Annotated in this window: 20 protein-coding genes, 1 tRNA gene and 2 pseudogenes; 11 read left to right on the top strand and 12 right to left on the bottom strand. The window is 69.6% G+C overall.

What is annotated here, in order from left to right; genetic code table 11:
- Nucleotides 1-3: 3 nt before the first annotated feature.
- Both L2Z93_RS01405 and nth read right to left on the bottom strand, forming a co-directional pair.
- On the bottom strand, nucleotides 4-621 hold the full coding sequence (locus tag L2Z93_RS01405) for a TlpA family protein disulfide reductase (protein WP_090588973.1): 618 nt from the start codon (nucleotides 619-621) through the stop codon (nucleotides 4-6).
- Complete coding sequence (gene nth / locus L2Z93_RS01400) at nucleotides 618-1,349, bottom strand: endonuclease III (protein WP_306439034.1); 732 nt, start codon at nucleotides 1,347-1,349, stop codon at nucleotides 618-620. The genes L2Z93_RS01405 and nth overlap by 4 nt, the downstream gene beginning before the upstream one ends.
- A gap of 119 nt (nucleotides 1,350-1,468) precedes the next feature.
- Here nth and L2Z93_RS01395 point away from each other — a divergent pair, with 119 nt between their 5' ends.
- Nucleotides 1,469-1,759, top strand: a complete 291-nt coding sequence (locus tag L2Z93_RS01395) for a hypothetical protein (RefSeq protein WP_128111777.1) — start codon at nucleotides 1,469-1,471, stop codon at nucleotides 1,757-1,759.
- Between the two features lie 106 nt (nucleotides 1,760-1,865).
- Nucleotides 1,866-2,540 (top strand): Crp/Fnr family transcriptional regulator, encoded by a 675-nt coding sequence (locus L2Z93_RS01390; protein WP_090588970.1) that lies wholly within the window; start codon nucleotides 1,866-1,868, stop codon nucleotides 2,538-2,540.
- A gap of 65 nt (nucleotides 2,541-2,605) precedes the next feature.
- Here the strand turns inward: L2Z93_RS01390 and L2Z93_RS01385 are convergent, their stop codons facing one another.
- From L2Z93_RS01385 to L2Z93_RS01375, 3 genes are read right to left on the bottom strand one after another with little or no spacing between them, the layout of a single operon-like run.
- Nucleotides 2,606-3,376: an MBL fold metallo-hydrolase gene (locus tag L2Z93_RS01385; RefSeq protein ID WP_090588969.1), complete on the bottom strand. Its 771-nt coding sequence runs from the start codon at nucleotides 3,374-3,376 to the stop codon at nucleotides 2,606-2,608.
- Entirely contained in the window at nucleotides 3,373-3,837 is a 465-nt protein-coding gene (locus L2Z93_RS01380) for a RidA family protein (RefSeq protein WP_090588968.1), read from the bottom strand. The genes L2Z93_RS01385 and L2Z93_RS01380 overlap by 4 nt, the downstream gene beginning before the upstream one ends.
- Nucleotides 3,834-3,995, bottom strand: a complete 162-nt coding sequence (locus L2Z93_RS01375) for a Sp36 family protein (protein WP_090588967.1) — start codon at nucleotides 3,993-3,995, stop codon at nucleotides 3,834-3,836. The genes L2Z93_RS01380 and L2Z93_RS01375 overlap by 4 nt, the downstream gene beginning before the upstream one ends.
- Before the next feature lie 39 nt (nucleotides 3,996-4,034).
- Between L2Z93_RS01375 and bagA the strand changes: the two genes are divergently transcribed.
- Entirely contained in the window at nucleotides 4,035-5,051 is a 1,017-nt protein-coding gene (bagA, locus tag L2Z93_RS01370) for an ATPase BagA (RefSeq protein ID WP_193438922.1), read from the top strand.
- Complete coding sequence (gene bagB, locus L2Z93_RS01365) at nucleotides 5,051-6,178, top strand: ATPase BagB (protein WP_090588965.1); 1,128 nt, start codon at nucleotides 5,051-5,053, stop codon at nucleotides 6,176-6,178. Before bagA ends, bagB begins: the two co-directional genes overlap by 1 nt.
- A gap of 132 nt (nucleotides 6,179-6,310) precedes the next feature.
- Here bagB and L2Z93_RS01360 read toward each other — a convergent pair whose 3' ends face one another.
- On the bottom strand, nucleotides 6,311-6,664 hold the full coding sequence (locus tag L2Z93_RS01360; protein WP_090588964.1) for a WhiB family transcriptional regulator: 354 nt from the start codon (nucleotides 6,662-6,664) through the stop codon (nucleotides 6,311-6,313).
- A 307-nt stretch (nucleotides 6,665-6,971) separates the two neighbouring features.
- On the opposite strand from L2Z93_RS01360, the gene ponA2 reads away from it, so the two are divergent.
- Entirely contained in the window at nucleotides 6,972-9,422 is a 2,451-nt protein-coding gene (gene ponA2 / locus L2Z93_RS01355; RefSeq protein WP_090588963.1) for a transglycosylase/D,D-transpeptidase PonA2, read from the top strand.
- Here ponA2 and L2Z93_RS01350 read toward each other — a convergent pair.
- A pseudogene (locus L2Z93_RS01350) lies at nucleotides 9,382-10,497 on the bottom strand (ABC transporter ATP-binding protein); the annotation flags it as partial. The gene ponA2 and the pseudogene L2Z93_RS01350 sit on opposite strands and share 41 nt — an antisense overlap.
- Nucleotides 10,491-10,709, bottom strand: coding sequence for a hypothetical protein (locus tag L2Z93_RS19400; protein WP_370745809.1), 219 nt, complete (start codon nucleotides 10,707-10,709; stop codon nucleotides 10,491-10,493). The pseudogene L2Z93_RS01350 and the gene L2Z93_RS19400, both read right to left, overlap by 7 nt.
- Before the next feature lie 60 nt (nucleotides 10,710-10,769).
- Here L2Z93_RS19400 and soxR point away from each other — a divergent pair, with 60 nt between their 5' ends.
- Both soxR and L2Z93_RS01340 read left to right on the top strand, forming a co-directional pair.
- Complete coding sequence (soxR, locus tag L2Z93_RS01345; protein ID WP_193438921.1) at nucleotides 10,770-11,237, top strand: redox-sensitive transcriptional activator SoxR; 468 nt, start codon at nucleotides 10,770-10,772, stop codon at nucleotides 11,235-11,237.
- A 59-nt stretch (nucleotides 11,238-11,296) separates the two neighbouring features.
- Nucleotides 11,297-12,256 (top strand): metallophosphoesterase, encoded by a 960-nt coding sequence (locus tag L2Z93_RS01340; protein WP_090588962.1) that lies wholly within the window; start codon nucleotides 11,297-11,299, stop codon nucleotides 12,254-12,256.
- 40 nt (nucleotides 12,257-12,296) lie between these two features.
- On the opposite strand, the gene L2Z93_RS01335 is transcribed toward L2Z93_RS01340, so the two are convergent.
- Entirely contained in the window at nucleotides 12,297-12,455 is a 159-nt protein-coding gene (locus tag L2Z93_RS01335) for a hypothetical protein (protein ID WP_162561908.1), read from the bottom strand.
- A 155-nt stretch (nucleotides 12,456-12,610) separates the two neighbouring features.
- Between L2Z93_RS01335 and L2Z93_RS01330 the strand changes: the two genes are divergently transcribed.
- Together L2Z93_RS01330 and L2Z93_RS01325 are read left to right on the top strand one after the other, a co-directional pair.
- Nucleotides 12,611-12,684 (top strand) — tRNA-Pro (locus tag L2Z93_RS01330).
- A gap of 208 nt (nucleotides 12,685-12,892) precedes the next feature.
- Nucleotides 12,893-14,116 carry an exo-beta-N-acetylmuramidase NamZ family protein gene (locus L2Z93_RS01325; RefSeq protein ID WP_162561907.1) on the top strand — a complete coding sequence of 408 codons (1,224 nt, stop codon included), beginning with the start codon at nucleotides 12,893-12,895 and terminating at the stop codon, nucleotides 14,114-14,116.
- 367 nt (nucleotides 14,117-14,483) lie between these two features.
- On the opposite strand, the pseudogene L2Z93_RS19395 reads toward L2Z93_RS01325, so the two are convergent.
- The 3 genes and pseudogenes from L2Z93_RS19395 to L2Z93_RS01310 form a co-directional block, all read right to left on the bottom strand.
- A pseudogene (locus tag L2Z93_RS19395) lies at nucleotides 14,484-14,624 on the bottom strand (2Fe-2S iron-sulfur cluster-binding protein); the annotation flags it as partial.
- Nucleotides 14,621-15,502: an aromatic ring-hydroxylating oxygenase subunit alpha gene (locus L2Z93_RS01315; RefSeq protein WP_234786128.1), complete on the bottom strand. Its 882-nt coding sequence runs from the start codon at nucleotides 15,500-15,502 to the stop codon at nucleotides 14,621-14,623. The pseudogene L2Z93_RS19395 and the gene L2Z93_RS01315, both read right to left, overlap by 4 nt.
- A gap of 253 nt (nucleotides 15,503-15,755) precedes the next feature.
- Nucleotides 15,756-16,529 (bottom strand): IclR family transcriptional regulator, encoded by a 774-nt coding sequence (locus tag L2Z93_RS01310; RefSeq protein WP_090588960.1) that lies wholly within the window; start codon nucleotides 16,527-16,529, stop codon nucleotides 15,756-15,758.
- A gap of 68 nt (nucleotides 16,530-16,597) precedes the next feature.
- Here L2Z93_RS01310 and L2Z93_RS01305 point away from each other — a divergent pair, with 68 nt between their 5' ends.
- Both L2Z93_RS01305 and L2Z93_RS01300 read left to right on the top strand, forming a co-directional pair.
- Entirely contained in the window at nucleotides 16,598-17,386 is a 789-nt protein-coding gene (locus tag L2Z93_RS01305; protein ID WP_370745807.1) for a DUF1906 domain-containing protein, read from the top strand.
- Nucleotides 17,387-17,448: 62 nt separating this feature from the next.
- Nucleotides 17,449-18,957, top strand: a complete 1,509-nt coding sequence (locus L2Z93_RS01300; RefSeq protein WP_090588958.1) for an APC family permease — start codon at nucleotides 17,449-17,451, stop codon at nucleotides 18,955-18,957.
- Nucleotides 18,958-18,963 lie beyond the last annotated feature (6 nt).

Below are 18,963 nucleotides of genomic sequence, written 5' to 3'. Positions count from 1 at the left end.
CTGCTATCGCAGCGCGTCATCGACCGCCGCCGCGATCTGGTCGGCGGACGTGAAGTCGCGCGGCAGGATCTTGGCCACGGTACCGTCCGCGCGCAGCACCACCGTGGCAGGCATGACGTTCGGCACGCCCAGCGCGGCGGCGATCCGGCGCTCGGAGTCCTGCAGGGTGGGCAGCGCCACGCCGAGTTCGGCCAGTCGCGCCACCCCGGCCGCCTCGTTCCGGTCCTGGTGCACCGTCACCACCGCGACGTCGCCCCCGACCCGACGCTGGTACTCGGCCAGCGCGGGCAGTTCCTGGGCGCACGGGCCGCACCAATAGGCCCACAGGTTCAGCAGCACCGGGACGCCGAGACCCAGCCGGGCGCCGGCGTCGAACGATTCACCGTCGGCCGCGCAGCCGACGACGACGCCGCGCAGACCGGGGACCTCGCCGGTCCCGGCCGGGCACGACGGCAGCCGCGCGTCGGCCCGGGCGGCGGCCAGCGCCTGCTGGTCGACCGTCGGGGCCGGCCCGGGTTCGGCAGGTTTGACCGCGGGTTCGCGCAGCTCGAGGGCGAACACCGTCGCCAACCCCGCGAACAGCACGAGGATGGCGATCAGCCAGCGGCCGGTGGCCGTCACAGACCGGCCAGCGCGAGCAGGTGCTCGGTCTCCGGGCCGCGGACCAGTTTGGCGGCCGTCGGCGGGTCCGTCGGGCCGATGCCGTAGGACGGGCAGTCCGAGGCCAGCACGCAGACCCCGCAGGCCGGGGTGCGGGCGTGGCAGACCCGTCGGCCGTGGAAGATCACCCGGTGGCTGAGCAGGGTCCATTCCTTGCGCTCGATCAGCTCGCCGACGGCCTTCTCGACCTTGACCGGGTCCTCCTCGGTGGTCCAGCCCCAGCGTCGCACCAGCCGACCGAAATGCGTGTCGACGGTGATGCCGGGCACGCCGAACGCGTTGCCGAGCACCACATTCGCGGTCTTGCGGCCGATGCCCGGCAGCGTGACCAGCTCCTCGAGGGTGTGCGGGACCTCGCCGTCGAAGCGTTCGACCAGTTCACGGCCCAGCCCGATCAGCGAGTTGGCCTTATTGCGGAAGAACCCCGTCGGGCGGATGAGCTCCTCGAGCTCGGCGCGGTTGGCGCCGGCGTAGTCGGCGGCGGTGCGGTAGCGGTCGAATAGCGCGGGGGTGGTCAGGTTCACCCGCTTGTCGGTGCTCTGCGCGCTGAGGATGGTCGCGACGGTCAGTTCCAGCGGGTTGCGGAAGTCCAGTTCGCAGTAGACGTGCGGGAAGGCGACGGCCAGGGTGCGGTTCATCCGGCGGGCGCGTCGCACCAGCCCGAGATGCGTTTCCTGCTTGGCCTTCACGGTTGTCAGGGTAAGCGATCGCAGGGCGCAGCCTGATGTGTCCGGCCGGTCGAGAGTTGCTCCCAACCGGGTGGCATTTCGTGATCGCTTCGTGATGTGCCGGGTGTTAACTCCCCTGCGTGTCATGGTTGCTCGCCACCCTCGTCCCCGGTGGGTTGATGCTGGGAACGTTCGCGCTGGAGCGCGTCGAGGGCATGCTGGGCAAGCCGTCCGAGGACGATCGGAAGATGACCGAGATGCTGGCGCAGATCCGCCCGCAGCGTGAGCTGGAGCCGCCGCCGGCCTCGCCGCGGCAGACGTTCGGCCTGATGAACGTGCTCGATCACGAGGGTGGTTTGCCGACGCGGGTGTTCCGCCCGGCCGGGGTGAATCCCCAGTTTCAACCGACTCGCCGAATCAATGGTGTGTAGCGTTGCCGTGTTGTCACTGTGACGACGTTTACACTGGCATGCGCGTTGACTACTTGGATACAGGCTGGTCGGCGAGCAGCAGACCATCCGAAACCTAAGGGGCAACGTGGACGAGATCCTGGCCAGGGCCGGAATCTTCCAGGGAGTTGAGCCCAGCGCCGTTTCCGCGCTGACCAAGCAACTGCAGCCGGTCGACTTCCCGCGGGGACACACCATCTTCGCCGAGGGCGAGCCGGGCGACCGGCTCTACATCATCATCTCCGGCAAGGTGAAGCTCGGTCGTCGCTCCCCCGACGGCCGGGAGAACCTGCTGACGGTGATGGGCCCGTCGGACATGTTCGGCGAGCTGTCCATCTTCGACCCGGGCCCGCGGACCTCCGGCGCGACCACCATCACCGAGGTGCGCGCCGTGTCGATGGACCGCGAGGCGCTGCGGGCGTGGATCAAGGACCGCCCGGAGATCGCCGAGCAGCTGCTGCGCGTGCTGGCCCGACGGCTGCGCCGCACCAACAACGCGCTCGCCGACCTGATCTTCACCGACGTGCCCGGCCGGGTGGCCAAGCAGCTGCTGCAGCTGGCGCAGCGCTTCGGCACCCAGGAAGGCGGCGCGCTGCGCGTCACCCACGACCTGACCCAGGAAGAGATCGCCCAGCTGGTCGGCGCGTCGCGGGAGACCGTGAACAAAGCCCTGGCGGACTTCGCCCAGCGCGGCTGGATCCGGCTGGAGGGCAAGAGCGTGCTGATCATCGACAGCGAGCGGCTGGCGCGCCGAGCGAGGTAAGCCGCAGCGGAGCGCCAGCGGAGCGAAGACGAACCGAGCGAGGCAAAAAACACAGGGCGAGCACGCTAGCTGCGCAGGTAGTCCAGCTGGGCCCGCACCGAGGACTCGGCGACCGGCCAGAGCTTCTCGTCGACGTCGGTGTAGACGTGCTCGACGACCTGCCGCGCTGAGGCGTCCTCCCCCAACGCGGCCAGCGCGTCGCGCACCTGCTGCAGCCGCTCCATCCGGTGCGCCCGGTAGTAATCGGTCACCGCGACCAGATCCGGCAGGTCCGGGCCGTGCCCGGGCAGCACCCGGCGCGGGCCGAGGCCACCGAGGCGGTTCAGGGATTCGAAGTAATCTGCCAAGGCGCCGTCCTCGTCGTCGATGACGGTGGTGCCGCGGCCCAGCACGGTGTCGGCGGTGAGCACCGCGTCGTCGAGCACGAAGGACACCGAGTCGGCGGTGTGTCCGGGGGTGGCCAGCACGGTGATCTTCAGCCCCGCCGCGTCGATCACCTCGCCGTCGGTCAGCGGCCCGCCGAGCCCGCGCAGGAAGCCGCTGCCCACCGCGCGGACCACCGCGCCGGTGGCGTTCGCGAACGCCTCGATGCCGTCGGTGTGATCACCGTGACGGTGGCTGATCAGCACCAGAGCGACATCGCCGAGGGCGGCCAGGCGATCCAGGTGCTCGAGGTCGTCGGGTCCCGGGTCGACGATGACCAGCTCGTCGGCGCCGGGGGCGCGCAGCACCCAGGTGTTGGTGCCGTCGAGCGTCATCATCCCGGGGTTGTCGCACAGCAGCACCGACGCGGTCTCGGTGACCGGCCGCAGCACGCCGTACGCGGGATGGGTCACAAAGCCGGGCCCACCTCGACGATGATCTCCACCTCGACCGGCGCGTTCAGCGGCAGCTCGGAGACGCCGACGGCCGAGCGGGCGTGCACCCCGGCGTCGCCGAAGATGTCCACCAGCAGCTCGGAGGCGCCGTTGACCACGCCCGGCTGTCCGGTGAAGCCCGGCGCGGACGCGACGAACCCGACCACCTTCACGACCTGGGTGATCTGGTCGACGCTGGTGATGGAGTCGACGGCGGCCAGCGCGTTGAGCACGCACTGGCGGGCCAGCGCGGCGGCTTCGGTCGGGGTGACCTCGGCGCCGACCTTGCCCTCGCCGAGCAGCCGGCCCTCGAACAGCGGCAGCTGGCCGGCGGTGTAGACCAGGTCCCCGACGCGCTTGGCCGGGACGTATGCGGCCAGCGGCTTGGCGACCTCGGGCAGGTCAAGGCCCAGTTCGGCCAGCCGCTCCGAGGCGCTCACTTCGGCCGCTTCAGGTAGGCGACGTGCTGCTCGCCGGTCGGGCCGGGCAGCACCGAGACCAGCTCCCAGCCGTCGGCGCCCCACTGGTCCAGAATCTGTTTGGTGGCGTGCGTCAGCAACGGCACGGTGGCGTATTCCCAAGCGGTGGTTTGGCTCATATGACCGAGCTTATCCCGGCTGGACACCTGTTTATTAAGCTGCTCGCCATGACTTCCCCAGCACACGTCGGTTGGCCCGCCCGGCTGACCGAGGCGCGATTGCATTACGTCAGCGGCAAGGGCGGCACCGGCAAGTCCACCATCGCCGCCGCGCTGGCGTTGGCGCTGGCCGCGGGCGGCCGCAAGGTGCTGCTGGTGGAGGTGGAGGGCCGCCAGGGTATCGCGCAGCTCTTCGACGTGCCGCCGCTGCCGCCGCAGGAGACCAAGATCGCCACCGCCGACGGCGGTGGGGTGGTCATCGCGCTGGCGCTCGACATCGAGACTGCGTTCATGGAATACCTCGACATGTTCTACAACCTGGGCATCGCCGGCCGGGCCATGAAGCGCATCGGGGCCATCGAGTTCGCCACCACCATCGCGCCGGGCCTGCGCGACGTGCTGATCACGGGCAAGATCAAGGAGGCCGCGCAGCGGGTCGGCAAGGACGGCAAGCCGGTGTACGACGCGATCGTCGTCGACGCTCCGCCGACCGGCCGAATCGGGCGCTTCCTGGACGTCACCCGCGCGGTGTCATCGCTGGCCAAGGGCGGGCCGGTGCACGCCCAGGCCGAGAGCGTGGTCAAGCTGCTGCACTCCAAGGAGACCGCGATCCACCTGGTCACCCTGCTGGAGGCGCTGCCGCTGCAGGAGACCATCGAGGCCATCGAGGAACTGCGCGGCATGGAGCTGCCGATCGGCTCGGTGATCATCAACCGCAATATCCAGACGTTCCTGCCGCCGGAGGTGCTCGACCGCGCGGTCGACGGCGACATCGACTCCGAGACCATCCGCGCCGAGCTGGGCAGTGTCGGCATCACGCTGACCGACGAGAGTTTCGCCGGGCTGCTCACCGAGACCATCGAGCACGGCAGCCTGATCCGCGCCCGCACCCGCAGCGCCAGCCAGCTAGACAGCCTCGACGTGCCGCGGCTGGACCTGCCGGCCATCAACGACGGCGTCGACCTCGGCAGCCTGTACGAACTGGCCGAGGCCCTGACCGAACAAGGAGTGCGCTGATGACCGCGACCGCGAAGGCCCTGGACATGGCGGCCATCCTCAAGGACGACGCCAACCGGGTGGTGGTGTGTTGCGGCGCGGGCGGCGTCGGCAAGACGACCACCGCCGCGGCGATGGCTCTGCGCGCCGCCGAGTACGGCCGGCACGTGGTGGTGCTGACCATCGACCCGGCCCGGCGGCTGGCGCAGGCGCTGGGCATCGAGAGCCTCGGCAACACACCGCAGCAGGTGCCGCTGGACGAGACGGCGCCCGGCACGCTGCACGCGATGATGCTGGATATGCGCCGCACGTTCGACGAGATGGTGCTGGAGCATTCCGACGCGGAGCTGGCCGACTCCATCCTGAACAACCAGTTCTACCAAACGGTGGCGACCTCGCTGGCGGGCACGCAGGAGTACATGGCGATGGAGAAGCTGGGTCAGCTGCTCGCCGAGGACCGCTGGGATCTGGTGGTGGTGGACACCCCGCCGTCGCGCAACGCGCTGGACTTCCTGGACGCCCCCAAGCGCCTCGGCAGCTTCATGGACGGCCGGCTGTGGAAGCTGCTGCTCGCCCCGGGCCGCGGTATCGGCCGGATCGTCACCGGGGTGGTCGGGCTGGCCATGAAGGCCATCTCGACGATCCTCGGCTCCCAGATGCTCTCCGACGCCTCGAATTTCGTGCAGTCCCTGGATTCCACCTTCGGTGGGTTCCGGGAGCGCGCGGACCGCACCTACGAGCTGCTCAAGCGCAGCGGGACGCAGTTCGTGGTGGTTTCGGCGGCCGAGCCGGACGCGCTGCGGGAGGCGTCGTTCTTCGTGGACCGGCTGTCGGAGGAGTCGATGCCGCTGGCCGGGCTGATCCTCAACCGCACCCACCCGACGTTGTCGGATCTCTCGGTGGAGCGGGCCGTCGACGGCGCCGAGGACCTGGAGAAGGCCGACCCGGCGTCGCTGGGCGCGGGTGTGCTCCGGATTCACGCCGACCGGGCCCGCACCGCCAAGCGGGAGCTGCGGCTGCTGTCCCGATTCACCGGGGCCAACCCGCATGTGGCGCTGGTGGGCGTGCCGTCGCTGCCGTTCGACGTCTCCGATCTGGACGCGCTGCAGGCCATCGCCGACCAGATCTGCGGCGAAACGGGCGAATAACCCGTACACAACCGAGCGCTCGCGGGGTCAGGGCCCGGCGAGCGCTCGGTGAGGTACAGGGGTCCATGTACAAAGCCGAGCGGTCGCCGGACAGTTGCCCGGCGACCGCTCGGCTACGTACGCGTCAGGAGGTCAGGAAACGCTGCGGTGCTTGCGCTGGGCGGCGAAGAACTCGGCCCAGGAGACGACCTCGGGGTGCTGCTTGAGCAGGGCGCGGCGCTGACGCTCCGTCATACCGCCCCAGACGCCGAACTCGACCCGGTTGTCCAGGGCGTCGGCGCCGCATTCGCTGATGACCGGGCAGTGCCGGCAGATGATCGCGGCCTTGCGCTGGGCGGCGCCGCGCACGAAGAGCTCGTCGGGATCCGCGCCGCGACAGCGAGCTTTGGAGACCCAGGCGATTCTCGCCTCGGCTTCGGCGCCATGTGAGACACCGTTGACCGCAGATGTGTTCGTTCTCCGCGCTGCGGGCCGACTTCCTGACACCTGCGATCCCCTTATCGCTCAGGCCGCCTCGCGGCGGCGCACTCGTTCGTGCCTACGCACAGACCGGTCCCACGTCGCCGGGCGGAAACCCGGCCAAGTGCGATCTGCGCCACACTGCGTATACGTGTGTTACGCATGTCGCATTGCGTGCCTAAAGTTATGCCTTAGAGGGGCCTGAGCGCAACACCAGAAGCACGATAATTTTGGGACGGGCGTTCCGACACGCCCTGATATCCAAAATTTTCGGAAATTCGGCGCTACATTGCCCGCCGCCGACGCCGTCGAATACCGCCGTTACGCTGTAGCCATGCCGGAAGACGGGCCCGAGAACCGACCGCAACTGTCGGTGACGATCATCAAGCTCGCCTGGTGCTGCCTACTGGCCAGTGTGCTGCTGGCGGCGATGCTGTTCCCCATCGCCGGGGCGGTCGGGGTGGCGTCCAACCGCGCCTCCGACGTCGTCGCCAATGGGTCGGCCCAACTGCTCGAGGGCGACGCCCCGGCGGTGACGACGATGGTCGACGCGCACGGCAACCCGATCGCGTGGCTGTACACCCAGCGCCGCTTCGAGGTCGACAGCGACCAGATCGCCGACACCATGAAGCTGGCGATCGTCTCCATCGAAGACAAGCGGTTCTCCGAGCACAACGGCGTCGACTGGAAGGGCACCCTGACCGGCCTGGCCGGCTACGCCTCCGGCGATATGGACACCCGCGGCGGCTCGACCATCGAGCAGCAGTACGTGAAGAACTACCAACTGCTGGTGCTGGCCCAGACCGACGCCGAGCGGCGGGCCGCCATCGAGACCACCCCGGCGCGCAAGCTGCGCGAGATCCGGATGGCGCTGACCCTGGACAAGACCTTCAGCAAGCCGGAGATCCTCACCCGCTACCTGAACCTGGTGTCCTTCGGCAACAACGCGTTTGGCGTGCAGGACGCCGCGCAGACCTACTTCGGGATCAACGCCACCGACCTGAACTGGCAGCAGGCGGCGCTGCTGGCCGGTCTGGTGCAGTCGACGTCCACGCTGAACCCGTACACCAACCCCGACGGCGCGCTGGCCCGGCGAAACGTCGTGCTGGACACCATGATCGAGAACGTGCCGCAGCACGCCGCCGAGCTGCGGGCCGCCAAGGCCGAGCCGCTGGGCATCCTGCCGCAGCCCAACGAGTTGCCGCGCGGCTGCATCGCCGCGGGCGACCGGGCGTTCTTCTGCGACTACGTGCAGGAGTACCTGGCCAAGGCCGGGCTCAGCAAGGAGCAGGTGGCCAAGGGCGGCTACCGCATCGAGACCACCCTGGACCCCGACATCCAGGCGACGGTCAAGGGTGCGATCGACGCCAACGCCGCCCCGGACGCGCCCGGCGTGGCCAGCGTGATGAGCGTGATCCGGCCCGGCAAGGAAGCCCACCCGGTGCTCGCGATGGCCAGCAACCGGACCTACGGCCTGGACCAGGGGCTGTGGCAGACCATGCAGCCGCAGCCGTTCTCCCTCGTCGGCAACGGGGCCGGGTCGGTGTTCAAGATCTTCACCACCGCCGCCGCCCTGGAGATGGGCATGGGCATCGACTTCCAGCTCGACGTGCCGCGGCAGTTCAACGCCAAGGGCCTGGGCAGCGGCGGCGTGCGGGGCTGCCCGGAGGCCACCTGGTGCGTGCAGAACGCCGGCGGCGCCGGGTACCGCTCCCCGATGAACATCACCGACGCGCTGGCGACCTCCCCGAACACCGCGTTCGCCAAGCTGATCTCGCAGGTCGGGGTGCCGCGCACGGTCGACATGGCGGTCAAGCTGGGCCTGCGGTCCTACGCCGAACCGGGCACCGCGCGGGCCTACGACCCGGAGAACAACGAGAGCCTGGCCGAGTTCATCAAGCGGCAGAACATCGGCTCGTTCACCCTCGGGCCGTTCGCGGTGAACGACGTGGAGCTGGCCAATGTGGCCGCGACGCTCGCCTCCGGCGGCACCTGGTGCCCGCCCAGCCCGATCGCCCAGGTCTACGACCGGCACGGCAAGAAGATCTCGGTGACCACCCAGACCTGCGAGCAGGTGGTGCCCGAGGGCCTGGCGAACACTCTGGCCAACGCGCTGAGCAAGGACCACATCGGCGCGGGCACGGCGGCCGCCGCGGCCGGGTCGGCCGGCTGGGACCTGCCGATGGCCGGCAAGACCGGCACCACCGACGCGCACCGCTCGTCGGGCTTCCTCGGCTTCACCAACACCCTGGCCGGCGCGAACTACATCTTCGACGACTCCAACACCCCGGGCGAGCTGTGCTCCTTCCCGCTGCGGCAGTGCGGCGACGGCAACCTCTACGGCGGCAACGAGCCGGCCCGCACCTGGTTCCAGGCGATGAAGCCGATCGCGCTGAACTTCGGCGACGTGGTGCTGCCGCCGACCGACCCGCGCTACGTGGAGGGCGGGCCGAACTCGAAGGTGCCCAACGTGTCCGGGCTGAGCACCGACCGGGCCCGGGAGAAGCTGATCGAGCTCGGGTTCCAGGTGGCCGAGCAGCCGTCGTACGTGAACAGCTCGTCGTCGTACGGGTCGGTGGTCGGGACCTCGCCCAGCGGGCAGACCATCCCGGGGTCCATCGTGACCATCCTGCTGAGCAATGGCGTGGCGCCCGCGCCGCCGCCTCCGCCGGCCGCCCCGGAGGCCCCGCCGCCCGGCCAGAACTACGGCACCCAGATCATCGAGATCCCGGGGCTGCCGCCGATCACCATCCCGGTGCTGCCACCTCCGCCGCCGCCGGGCTGATCGGGCTGACGGGCTCGGGGTCGCTCGGCGCGAACTGCGTCCAGTACAGCTGGGCGTAGCGGCCGCCGCGCTCCAGCAGGGTGGCGTGGTCGCCGCGCTCGACGACCCGTCCGGCCTCCAGCACCACGATCTCGTCGGCGGCCCGCACGGTGGACAGCCGGTGCGCGATGACCAGCGAGGTGCGCCCGGCCAGCGCCTCACGCAGAGCCTCCGACACCTGCGCCTCCGAGGTGGAGTCCAGGTGCGCGGTGGCCTCGTCGAGGATGACCACCGCCGGCCGGGACAGCAGCAGCCGCGCGATGGTCAACCGCTGGCGCTCCCCGCCGGAGAGCCGGTAGCCGCGCTCTCCGACGACGGTGTCCAGCCCGTTCGGCAGGGCGCGGACCAGTTCGTCGATCCGGGCCCGCCGCAGCGCGTCCCACAATTGCTCGTCGGTGGAATCCGGTTGGGCCAGCAGCAGATTCGCCCGGACCGTGTCGTGAAACAGGTGCCCGTCCTGGGTCACCAGGCCGACCGCGCGGCGCAGCGAGTCGAAGGTCAGGTCGCGCACGTCGACGCCGTTGAGGGTGACCGCGCCGGCGTCGACGTCGTAGAGCCGGGTGGCCAGCGAGGCGATGGTCGACTTGCCCGCCCCGGAGCTGCCGATTAGGGCCACCATCGCGCCGGCCGGCGCGGCCAGGTCGACGTCGTGCAGGACCTGTTCGCCGCCGCGGCTGTCCAGTTGGGCGACCTCCTCCAGGGAGGCCAGCGACACCTTGTCGGCGGCCGGGTAGCCGAAGGACACCCCCTCGAAGCGCAGCGTGACGCCGTCGTCGGCGCCGGGGACCTCGACGGCGTCGGGCCGCTCGGCGATCAGCGGCTCCAGGTCCAGCACCTCGAAGACCCGCTCGAAGCTGACCAGCGCGCTCATCACCTCCACCCGGGCGTTGGCCAGCGCGGTCAGCGGGGCGTACATCCGGGTGAGCAGCAGGGCCAGCGCCACCACGGCGCCGGCGGACAGGCCGCCGGTGACCGCGAGCCCGCCGCCGAGCCCATACACCAGGGCCAGCGCCAGCGCGGAGACCAGCATCAGCGCGGGTTCACCACCTTCCCCGCCAACAGCGGGGTGACGACGGTGAGCGCGGCGGTCAGCGTCGAGGCCGCCACGAAGACCACGATGCGGCGGCGGTGCGGCGCGGCGAACGCGACGATCCGGCGGACGGTGGCGCGACGGTCGGCGCGGGTGGTGGCGTCGGGGGTGTGCGACGACTTGTACATCACGTCCCAGGCGACGGCTTCCATGCTCATAGACATCCTCCTTGCCTACAGTGGACTTCATGAAGTGCACTTGATGTCAAGGAGAGGTCTGTGAGCAGCGCGATCCCGGCCGACGAGCTGTGGCTGAAACCCGGGCAGGTGGCGTCGCGCGCCGGGGTGGCGGTCTCCACGCTGCACTACTACGAGCAGTTCGGGCTGATCAGCAGCCGCCGGACGGCCGGCAATCGGCGCGAGTACCGCCGGGACACGCTACGGCTGGTGGCGTTCATCCGGGCGTCGCAGACGCTCGGCATCCCGCTGGCCCGGATCAAGGCCGCGCTCGACGAGCTGCCGCACGACCGTCCGCCCAGCAAGCGGGACTGGGCCCGGCTGGCGCGCGGGTGGCGCGCCGACCTGGATCGGCGCATCGAGGCGCTGACCGCACTGCGCGACAACCTGGCCGGCTGCATCGGCTGCGGCTGCCTGTCGCTGACGGCGTGCCCGTATGTGAACCCCGGCGACGTGCTGGCCGGGCAGGGACCGGGGGCCCGCGGCCTGGTGACCGAGCTGCCGTCGTGACCAGCGGACTTGGTCACAACTGGAAGGTGATTGTCGGGCGGGCGAAGTAGGCTTGCCTGATGCCAGCTGTTCTGCCCGCCCTGAAGACCACGGCCGCGGTGACCCTGGGAACCGCCGTCGCAGGCATCGGTTACGCCTCGCTGATCGAGCGCAACGCCTTCGTGCTGCGCGAGGTCACAATGCCGGTGCTCGCTCCGGGTTCGTCCCCGCTGCGGGTGCTGCACATCTCCGACATCCATATGCGTCCCGGGCAGCGGCTCAAGCAGGCCTGGTTGCGCGAATTGGCAACGCTGGAACCGGATTTCGTCGTCAACACCGGCGACAACCTGTCGCACCCGAGGGCGGTGCCCGCGGTGGTGCAGGCCCTCGGCGACCTGCTGGCGGTGCCCGGGATGTTCGTGTTCGGCAGCAACGACTACTTCGCGCCGACGCTGAAGAACCCGGCCAAGTACCTGACCGACGCGGACCATCGCTCCTACGGCAAGCCGTTGCCGTGGCAGGACCTGCGGGCGGCGTTCACCGAGCGCGGCTGGCTGGACCTGACCCACACCCGTCGGGACATCGAGGTGGCCGGGGTGAGCATCTCCGCGGCCGGGGTCGACGATCCGCATATCGAGCGGGACCGCTACGACACCATCGCCGGCGGCGCCAACCCGGCGGCGAATCTGCGCCTCGGTGTGGTGCACGCGCCCTACACCCGGGTGCTGGACCAGTTCGCCGAGGACGACTACCAGCTGGTGCTGGCCGGGCACACCCACGGCGGGCAGCTGTGCCTGCCGTTCTACGGCGCGCTGGTCACCAACTGCGACCTGGATCGCAGCCGGGCCCGCGGGGCGTCGCGCTGGGGCAAGGATATGGCGCTGTACGTCTCGGGCGGCCTGGGCACCTCGCCGTACGCTCCGCTGCGGTTCTGCTGCCGCCCGGAGGCGACGCTGCTCACGCTGACCGCCGCGCCGATGGGCGATCAGGATTCGGCGACGGTCGCCGAGCACAGCCCGACGGCCGTCAGCGCGGGCTGAACCGCGTCAGCAGTCGGCTGAGTGGCGGGCTGAGCCGCGGTCAGTGGCGGGCGCCACAGCCGGCCAGCGCTGGGGCGCGTTCGGCCGTGGGCTGCTCGGCGTCGTCGGGCGCGCCCGGTTCGGGCTCACCGGTGTAGACCAGCCACAGCGCGGCGATCAGGAAGAAACCCCCGTACAGGGTGGCTGCCAGTGTGTTCATCGCTCGTCCTTCCGCCGGTGGCATGGCCGCGCGTATCAAGCGTGACGCGTCATCGGAGTACAACGCCGCAGACACGCCCGGTCTTCCCGCAACCGCGGCGGGATGGCCGTTTGGCTTCCGACGCCCCCGGTGCGATAGGCTGTCGACGCTTCACACGGGGTGTGGCGCAGCTTGGTAGCGCGCTTCGTTCGGGACGAAGAGGTCGTGGGTTCGAATCCCGCCACCCCGACAGTGAGAAACCCGCTTTGGCCTGGTTCGACAGGCAGGGCGGGTTTCTTCGTCTCCGCAGAGAGACCCGTCCGCCTGGCAGTGGAGTGAGTAGCGAGCGCGACGGCGGCGCTCAGCGGTTTCCACTGCCTCCCGACCATATCCAGAGATCGCGGATGTGGCGTTCCACCATCCCTCGCTGCGCCCGGCCCGGGCGCTACGCTGCGGTGATGCCCCTGGTGCGTGTGGTTCTCGGCGTCGCGTTGGCCCTCCTGCTGTTCTGCGGCGTACCCGTCCCCGCCTCGGCGGCGCCGGGGGTGATCCCGGGCGTCGAGGTGTTCCTGGCCGATGTGCCGGCGGCGTTGAAGGGCAAGCGGGTCGGGCTGATCACCAACAGCGCGGCGGTGAATCGCGCCGGAACACCGGACATCGACCTGATCGCGGCGCACCCCGACCTGAAGCTGGTGGCGCTGCTGGCCCCCGAACACGGCATCCGCGGCGCCGCCGAGGCCGGCGTCAGCGTCGGCGACAGCGTGGACGAGAAGACCGGTGTGCCGATCTACTCGCTCTACGGCGCGCAGGGGCACGCGCCGACGCCCGAGATGCTTCAGAACGTCGACGTCCTGGTCTACGACCTGCCCGAGGTCGGCGGGCGCACCTGGACCTACGTCTCGACCATGGCGCTGTCCATGCAGGCCGCCGCCCGCAAGGGCATCCCGTTCATCGTGCTGGACCGGCCGAACCCGATCGGCGGGCAGATTGTGGAGGGCGCGCTGCTGGATCCGGCGTACGCGTCGTTCGTCGGGATGTACCCGATCCCGGCGCGCCACGGCATGACTGTCGGCGAGCTGGCCTCGCTGTTCAACCAGACCCAGGGCATCGGTGCGGACCTGCGGATCGCGAAGACCCGGGGCTGGAGCCGCGGGCAGTGGTTCGATCAGACCGGGCTGCCGTGGGTGAACCCGTCGCCCAATCTGCGGTCGCTGGCCGCGCTGGCGAACTACCCCGGCACGGTGTACTTCGAGGGCACGAACGTCTCCGAGGGCCGCGGGACCGACCGGCCGTTCGAGCAGGTCGGCACCCCATGGCTGGACGCCGCGACGGTGGCCGCGAAGATGAACTCGCTTGGGCTGCCGGGTGTTTCGTTCCAGGCCGTCACCGTTCCGGTCGCCGCGGGCGCGGCCAAGTTCGGCGGGCAGAGCATCCAGGCAGTCCGGATGGCCATCACCGACCGCAACGCCTACCGGCCGGTGGGCACGGCGCTGCTGCTGATCGACGCGATCCGCGCGCAGCACCCATCAGACTTCGCCTGGGGTCCGTCGATCGACGCGCTGACCGGGTCGGACAAGGCGCGCAAGGCGATCGACGCCGGGCAGCTCCCGGCGCTGCTGGCCGAGTGGGACCGAGCGGCGGCGGGGTTCGCGACCAGCCGGGCTCCCTACCTGCTGTACTGACCGGGCCGCATCCAGGTCCGAGTGCGGACACCTGCGCGCCTGCGTCCACTTCTGACGCCCACTCCTCCGCGAGCGCCGCTTTTTGCACGAGCGCCGCTTTTGGTACGTGAAAGCCCAGGGGCGGGTGTGCCAGAACCGGCGCTCGTGCAAAAAGCGGCGCTCGGCGCGTGGTGAACCAGACATCTGACTCAGCGCACACAACGACACCGCATCGTCGCCGCTCTGCGGGGATTCCGGTGCCGACGAGCGCAATACAGCAACCAACCGGCCGAGGGCGGGCGGTTGGTTGCTCGATCTGCAGATCCGTTTTCGGGGTGGAGCAGCAGAGCAGGATCTTGCCCTCGCGGATCTCCCGCGGGCGGATGCCGCCCTGATGGTTCATGTCGACGTCGCCGCACAGCAGGGTCGACTTGCAGGTGCCGCACATGCCCTCACCGCACGCCGAGGCCACCCGGATGCCGGCGGCCAGCGCGGCGTCCAGGATCGTCTGATCCGGCCGGCACGTCACCGAGGCGCCCAGCTTGGGGAACTCGACGGTGAACCCAGCGGAGCGCCGCCCTCACCATAGGAGGCCCCGACGCCCTGCAGCGGCATGTGGTCCACCATGAAGGCGGTCACCCGGGTGTCGAGCTCGCGAATGTGCGCCGACGGGAAGCCGATGGCCGCACGCGCCGCCGAGAGCGCGGCGCTGGCCGCCTGGTAGCGCTCGAAGACCGGCTTCTGCCGCGCCGGAACCCGCGACTCGTCGAAGCGGTGGAACGGGAAGTAGGCGCCGAGCAGTTCCGGATGGTTGGCCTCGCAGTGGTGGCACTCGCGATTGTTCTCCATGGTGAGCTTCCAGTTGCCGTCCTCGATGATCGAGGTCTGGTGCGCCACCTTCGCACCGCGCAGATCGAACGGCGACAGGTAGGGCGTCACGGCGGCGGCGAAGTCCTCGATGTCCTCGGGCGCGTCCTCGGCCAGGCAGATGAAGACCAGGCCGGCGATGGCGCGCACGTGCACGCGGCGCAGACCGAACTTTGCCTTGTCGAAGTCATCGCCCTGGTTCTCGGCGAAGCGCAGCGCGCCGTTGGCGCCGTAGGTCCACTGGTGGTACGGGCAGACGATGTTGCCGACGGCGCCGCAGCGGCCGTCGAGCAACCGGGCGCCGCGGTGCCGGCAGACGTTGCGGAAGGCGTTCACCACCATGTCGTCGTCGCGCACGACGATGATCGACTCGCCACCGATTTCGACGGTGACGTAGTCCCCTTCCTCCGGGATCTCGGCCTCGGCGGCGACGAAGATCCAGTGCCGGCCGAAGATCAGTTCCAGGTCGAGCTCGAAGAATTCCCGGCTGGCGTAGAACGGCGTCTCCAGGCTGTGGCCGGGTGTGCGGCGGGCGACCAATTCCGCCGCGGTTTCGCGGGTGATCCCCGCGGCAGCACGATGACCATCCGCTGCATGAACCGCCGCTTGCGGGCCAGCTCCTTCGGGTCGTCGGAGAAATCCGTATCGGCGTCATCGCTGACTGACATGGAGCGTGCTCCTCAAGGATCGGCGGGCTGCACGACGTTGTGTTTCACTAAGTGAAACAAGTGCGCTATACGAAACAATGTGAGGTCGGCGATCATCGCTGTCAATCGATACTGAGAAGTAGCTTTCAGCCCGGCAGCGGGTAACCGTTGCGCGCCGAGATCGCTGCGGCGGCCGAGAGCACCGACTCGGCGAGCTCCGGCGCGGTCTGCCGGTTGACCCGGAACGACGGGCCGGAGATCGCCACCACGGCCTCCACGTCGCCGCGCAAAGAGCGGATCGGCGCGGCGAGCGCGGCCAGGCCGATCTCGAGTTCGTCGCCGGTGGTCGCCCAACCCGTCTCGCGGACCCGGGCGATCTCCGCGCGCAGCAGCGCGGGGTCGACGATGGTGTGCTCGGTGAAGGAGGTCAGCGGCCGACGCAGATGCTCATCGAGGTCGGCGTCGCTCATCGCGGCCAGGAACACCTTGCCGCCTGCGGTCGCGTGCAGCACCTGACGCTGCCCGGTCCAGTTGACGGTGGTGATCGCCGACGCGCCGAGCACCTGATCGAGGGTGAGCAGCTCGTCGCCGTCGAGGATCGCGATGTTCACCGTCTCGCCCGCGTCGGCGGCGAGCTGCTGGCAGACGGTGCGGCTGAGCACCGAGATGTCGTGGCGTTGGGTGACCCCCGCCGCGAGTTGGACCACGCCGTCACCGAGCTGATACTCGCCGCGGCTGGCATTCTGCTCGACCATGCCGCGGGCCTCGAGGGTGGCCAGCAGCCGGAACACCGTCGACTTGTGGATGCCCAATTCCTCCGCGATCCGGCTGACGCCGGCCGGGCCGGTGCGGGCCAGCACCTGGAGGATCGAGAGCGCCCGATTGACCGAACGGACCCCAGATTCTCCGTTGACGCTCACCGGACCAGCCTAAACTGCCGTTGCGCGCCTAACACCGTTCACAGCAGTCTCACTGTTAACGTCAGTTCATGCCGAAAATGCCGGGGGCTTCCCGACGTCAGCTCTCGCGGCGGGACGCGCTGCGCTACGCCGGCGCGGCGACCGCGGCCGTCGGGCTCGGGTCGGCCGCCGCTCCGCAGGCGGGCGCCGCCACCGGCTTCACCGTGATCGACTTCGCCGCCAAGCAGATCCCGGCCGCCGATATCAAGGCCGCCGGGCACGCGGGCGTCATCAACTACGTGTCCACCTCCCGGCCGGGCTCGAACTTCGGGGCCAAGCCGATCACCCGGCCCTACGCGCAGTCGCTGTTCGACGCGGGCCTGGTGATCGTCAGCAACTTCCAGTACGGCAAACCGGGCGGCACGGCCCCATCGGACTTCACCCGCGGGTACAACGGCGGGGTGGCCGACGCCAAAACCGCGTGGCAACTGCACACCGCGGCCGGCGGCGGGCAGACCGCGCCGATCTACTTCAGCGTCGATGACGACATCGACCGGGCCACCTGGAACAACCTGGCGCTGCCGTGGTTTCAAGGCATCAACTCCGTGATCGGGGAGATGCGCACCGGCGTCTACGGCGGCTACGACGTGTGCCAGTGGGCCGCCGAGTCCGGGGTGATCGGCAATTCGAGCGTGCCCGGATACAAGTGGGCCTGGCAGACCCGGTCCTGGTCCGGCGGCCGGATTCACCCGGCCGCGGTGCTCTACCAGCGCATCATCGACACCGCGTCATCGCCGGGCCCGCTGGTCGGCGGGATCCGCGTCGACGTCAACGACGTGATGGCCCGCGACTGCGGGCAGTGGCAATTGCACCCCTAGGCGCCATAACACCGGTTCTGATTCAGCACGCGGGCTGCGCCGCGCGACCGTACTATCCGAGAATGTCCATCGCGGAACCGCCCAGCCACGTCCAGTCCGATAAGGGCCTGCAAGCCGGCGCGATCGGGCTCGTCGGCAACGTCGTCATCGGGCTGGCCGCCACCGCCCCGGCGTACAGCCTGGCCGCCACCCTCGGCTGGATCGTGCTGGAGGTCGGCGAGAAGGCGCCCGCGATGTTCGTGCTGGCCTTCATCCCGATGCTCCTGGTGGCCTTCGCCTACAAGGAACTGGCGCAGGACACCCCCGACTGCGGAACCACCTTCACCTGGGGCACCAAGGCGTTCGGTCCGTGGGTCGGCTGGATGGGCGGCTGGGGCCTGGCGGTGTCGGCGATCATCGTGCTGGCCAACGTCGCCGAGATCGCGGCGGTCTACCTGTTCAAGCTGTTCGGGATGAACGACTTCGCCGAATCCCTCACCGCCAAGGTGCTTTTGGGCTCGTTCTTCATCATCGCGATGACGGCCGTCAGCGCCCGCGGCATCCTGCTGTCCGAGCGCATACAGAACGTGCTGATGGCGGTCCAGTTCGTCATCCTCATCACCGTCAGCATCCTGGCGCTGTGGAAGGTGTTCTCCGGCACCGCCGGCGAGCAGGCCGTCACCCCGTCGCTGAGCTGGCTGTGGCCCTCCGGCGTGGACTCCTCGTCGATGGCGGCGGCGATCATCTTGTGCATCTTCATCTACTGGGGCTGGGACGCGTGTCTGGCCGTGGGCGAGGAGACCAAGGACTCGTTCAAGACACCGGGGCGGGCCGCCATCATCACCTGTCTGATCCTGGTCACCACCTACGTGCTGGTCGCGTACGCGGTGATGAGCTTCGCCGGTTTCGAGGAGACCGGCATCGGGCTGATGAACGAGGACCACGCCGACGACGTGCTCACCATCCTCGGCGAGCCGGTGGCCGGCGGAATCGCCGCGGCCGCACTGCTGTTGACGGTGGCGGTGTCCGCGCTGTCCTCCACCCAGACCACCATCCTGCCGACCGCCCGCGGCACCCTGGCGATGGCGGTCTACGAGGCCATCCCGAAGCGGTTCGCCTACGTGCACCCGCGCTACATGACACCGGTGTTCGGCACCGCCGTGATGGGCGTGACGGCGCTGGCGTTCTACCTGGTGCTCAGCTTCGTCAGCTCCAACGCGCTGCTCGACTCGATCGCCTCGCTGGGCCTTGCGGTGGCGTTCTACTACATGATCACCGCGTTCGCCTGCGTCTGGTACTTCCGCAAGACACTCTTCAGTTCGGCGCGAAACCTGTTCATGCGCGGTGTCTTCCCGTTCCTCGGCGGCGCCGGCATGGTGTGGGCGTTCTTCAAGAGCGCCATGGACATGATGGACCCGGACTACGGCTACACCGCGTTCGGCCCGATCGGCGGCGTGTTCGTGCTCGGCATCGGCATGCTGGTGCTGGGCGTGCCACTGATGTTGGGCTGCTGGGCATTCGGCACCAAGCGGTTCTTCCGCGGTGAGACGCTGACGGCGGAGACCACCGTCAAGGTCCCCGACGTCTACTAAACCGAA

The sequence above is a fragment of the Mycolicibacterium brumae genome, assembly GCF_025215495.1.
GTDB classification, from domain to species: Bacteria; Actinomycetota; Actinomycetes; order Mycobacteriales; family Mycobacteriaceae; genus Mycobacterium; species Mycobacterium brumae.
The sequence above is the reverse complement of the archived record's forward strand: the minus strand, read 5'-3'. Positions and strand labels throughout refer to the sequence as shown.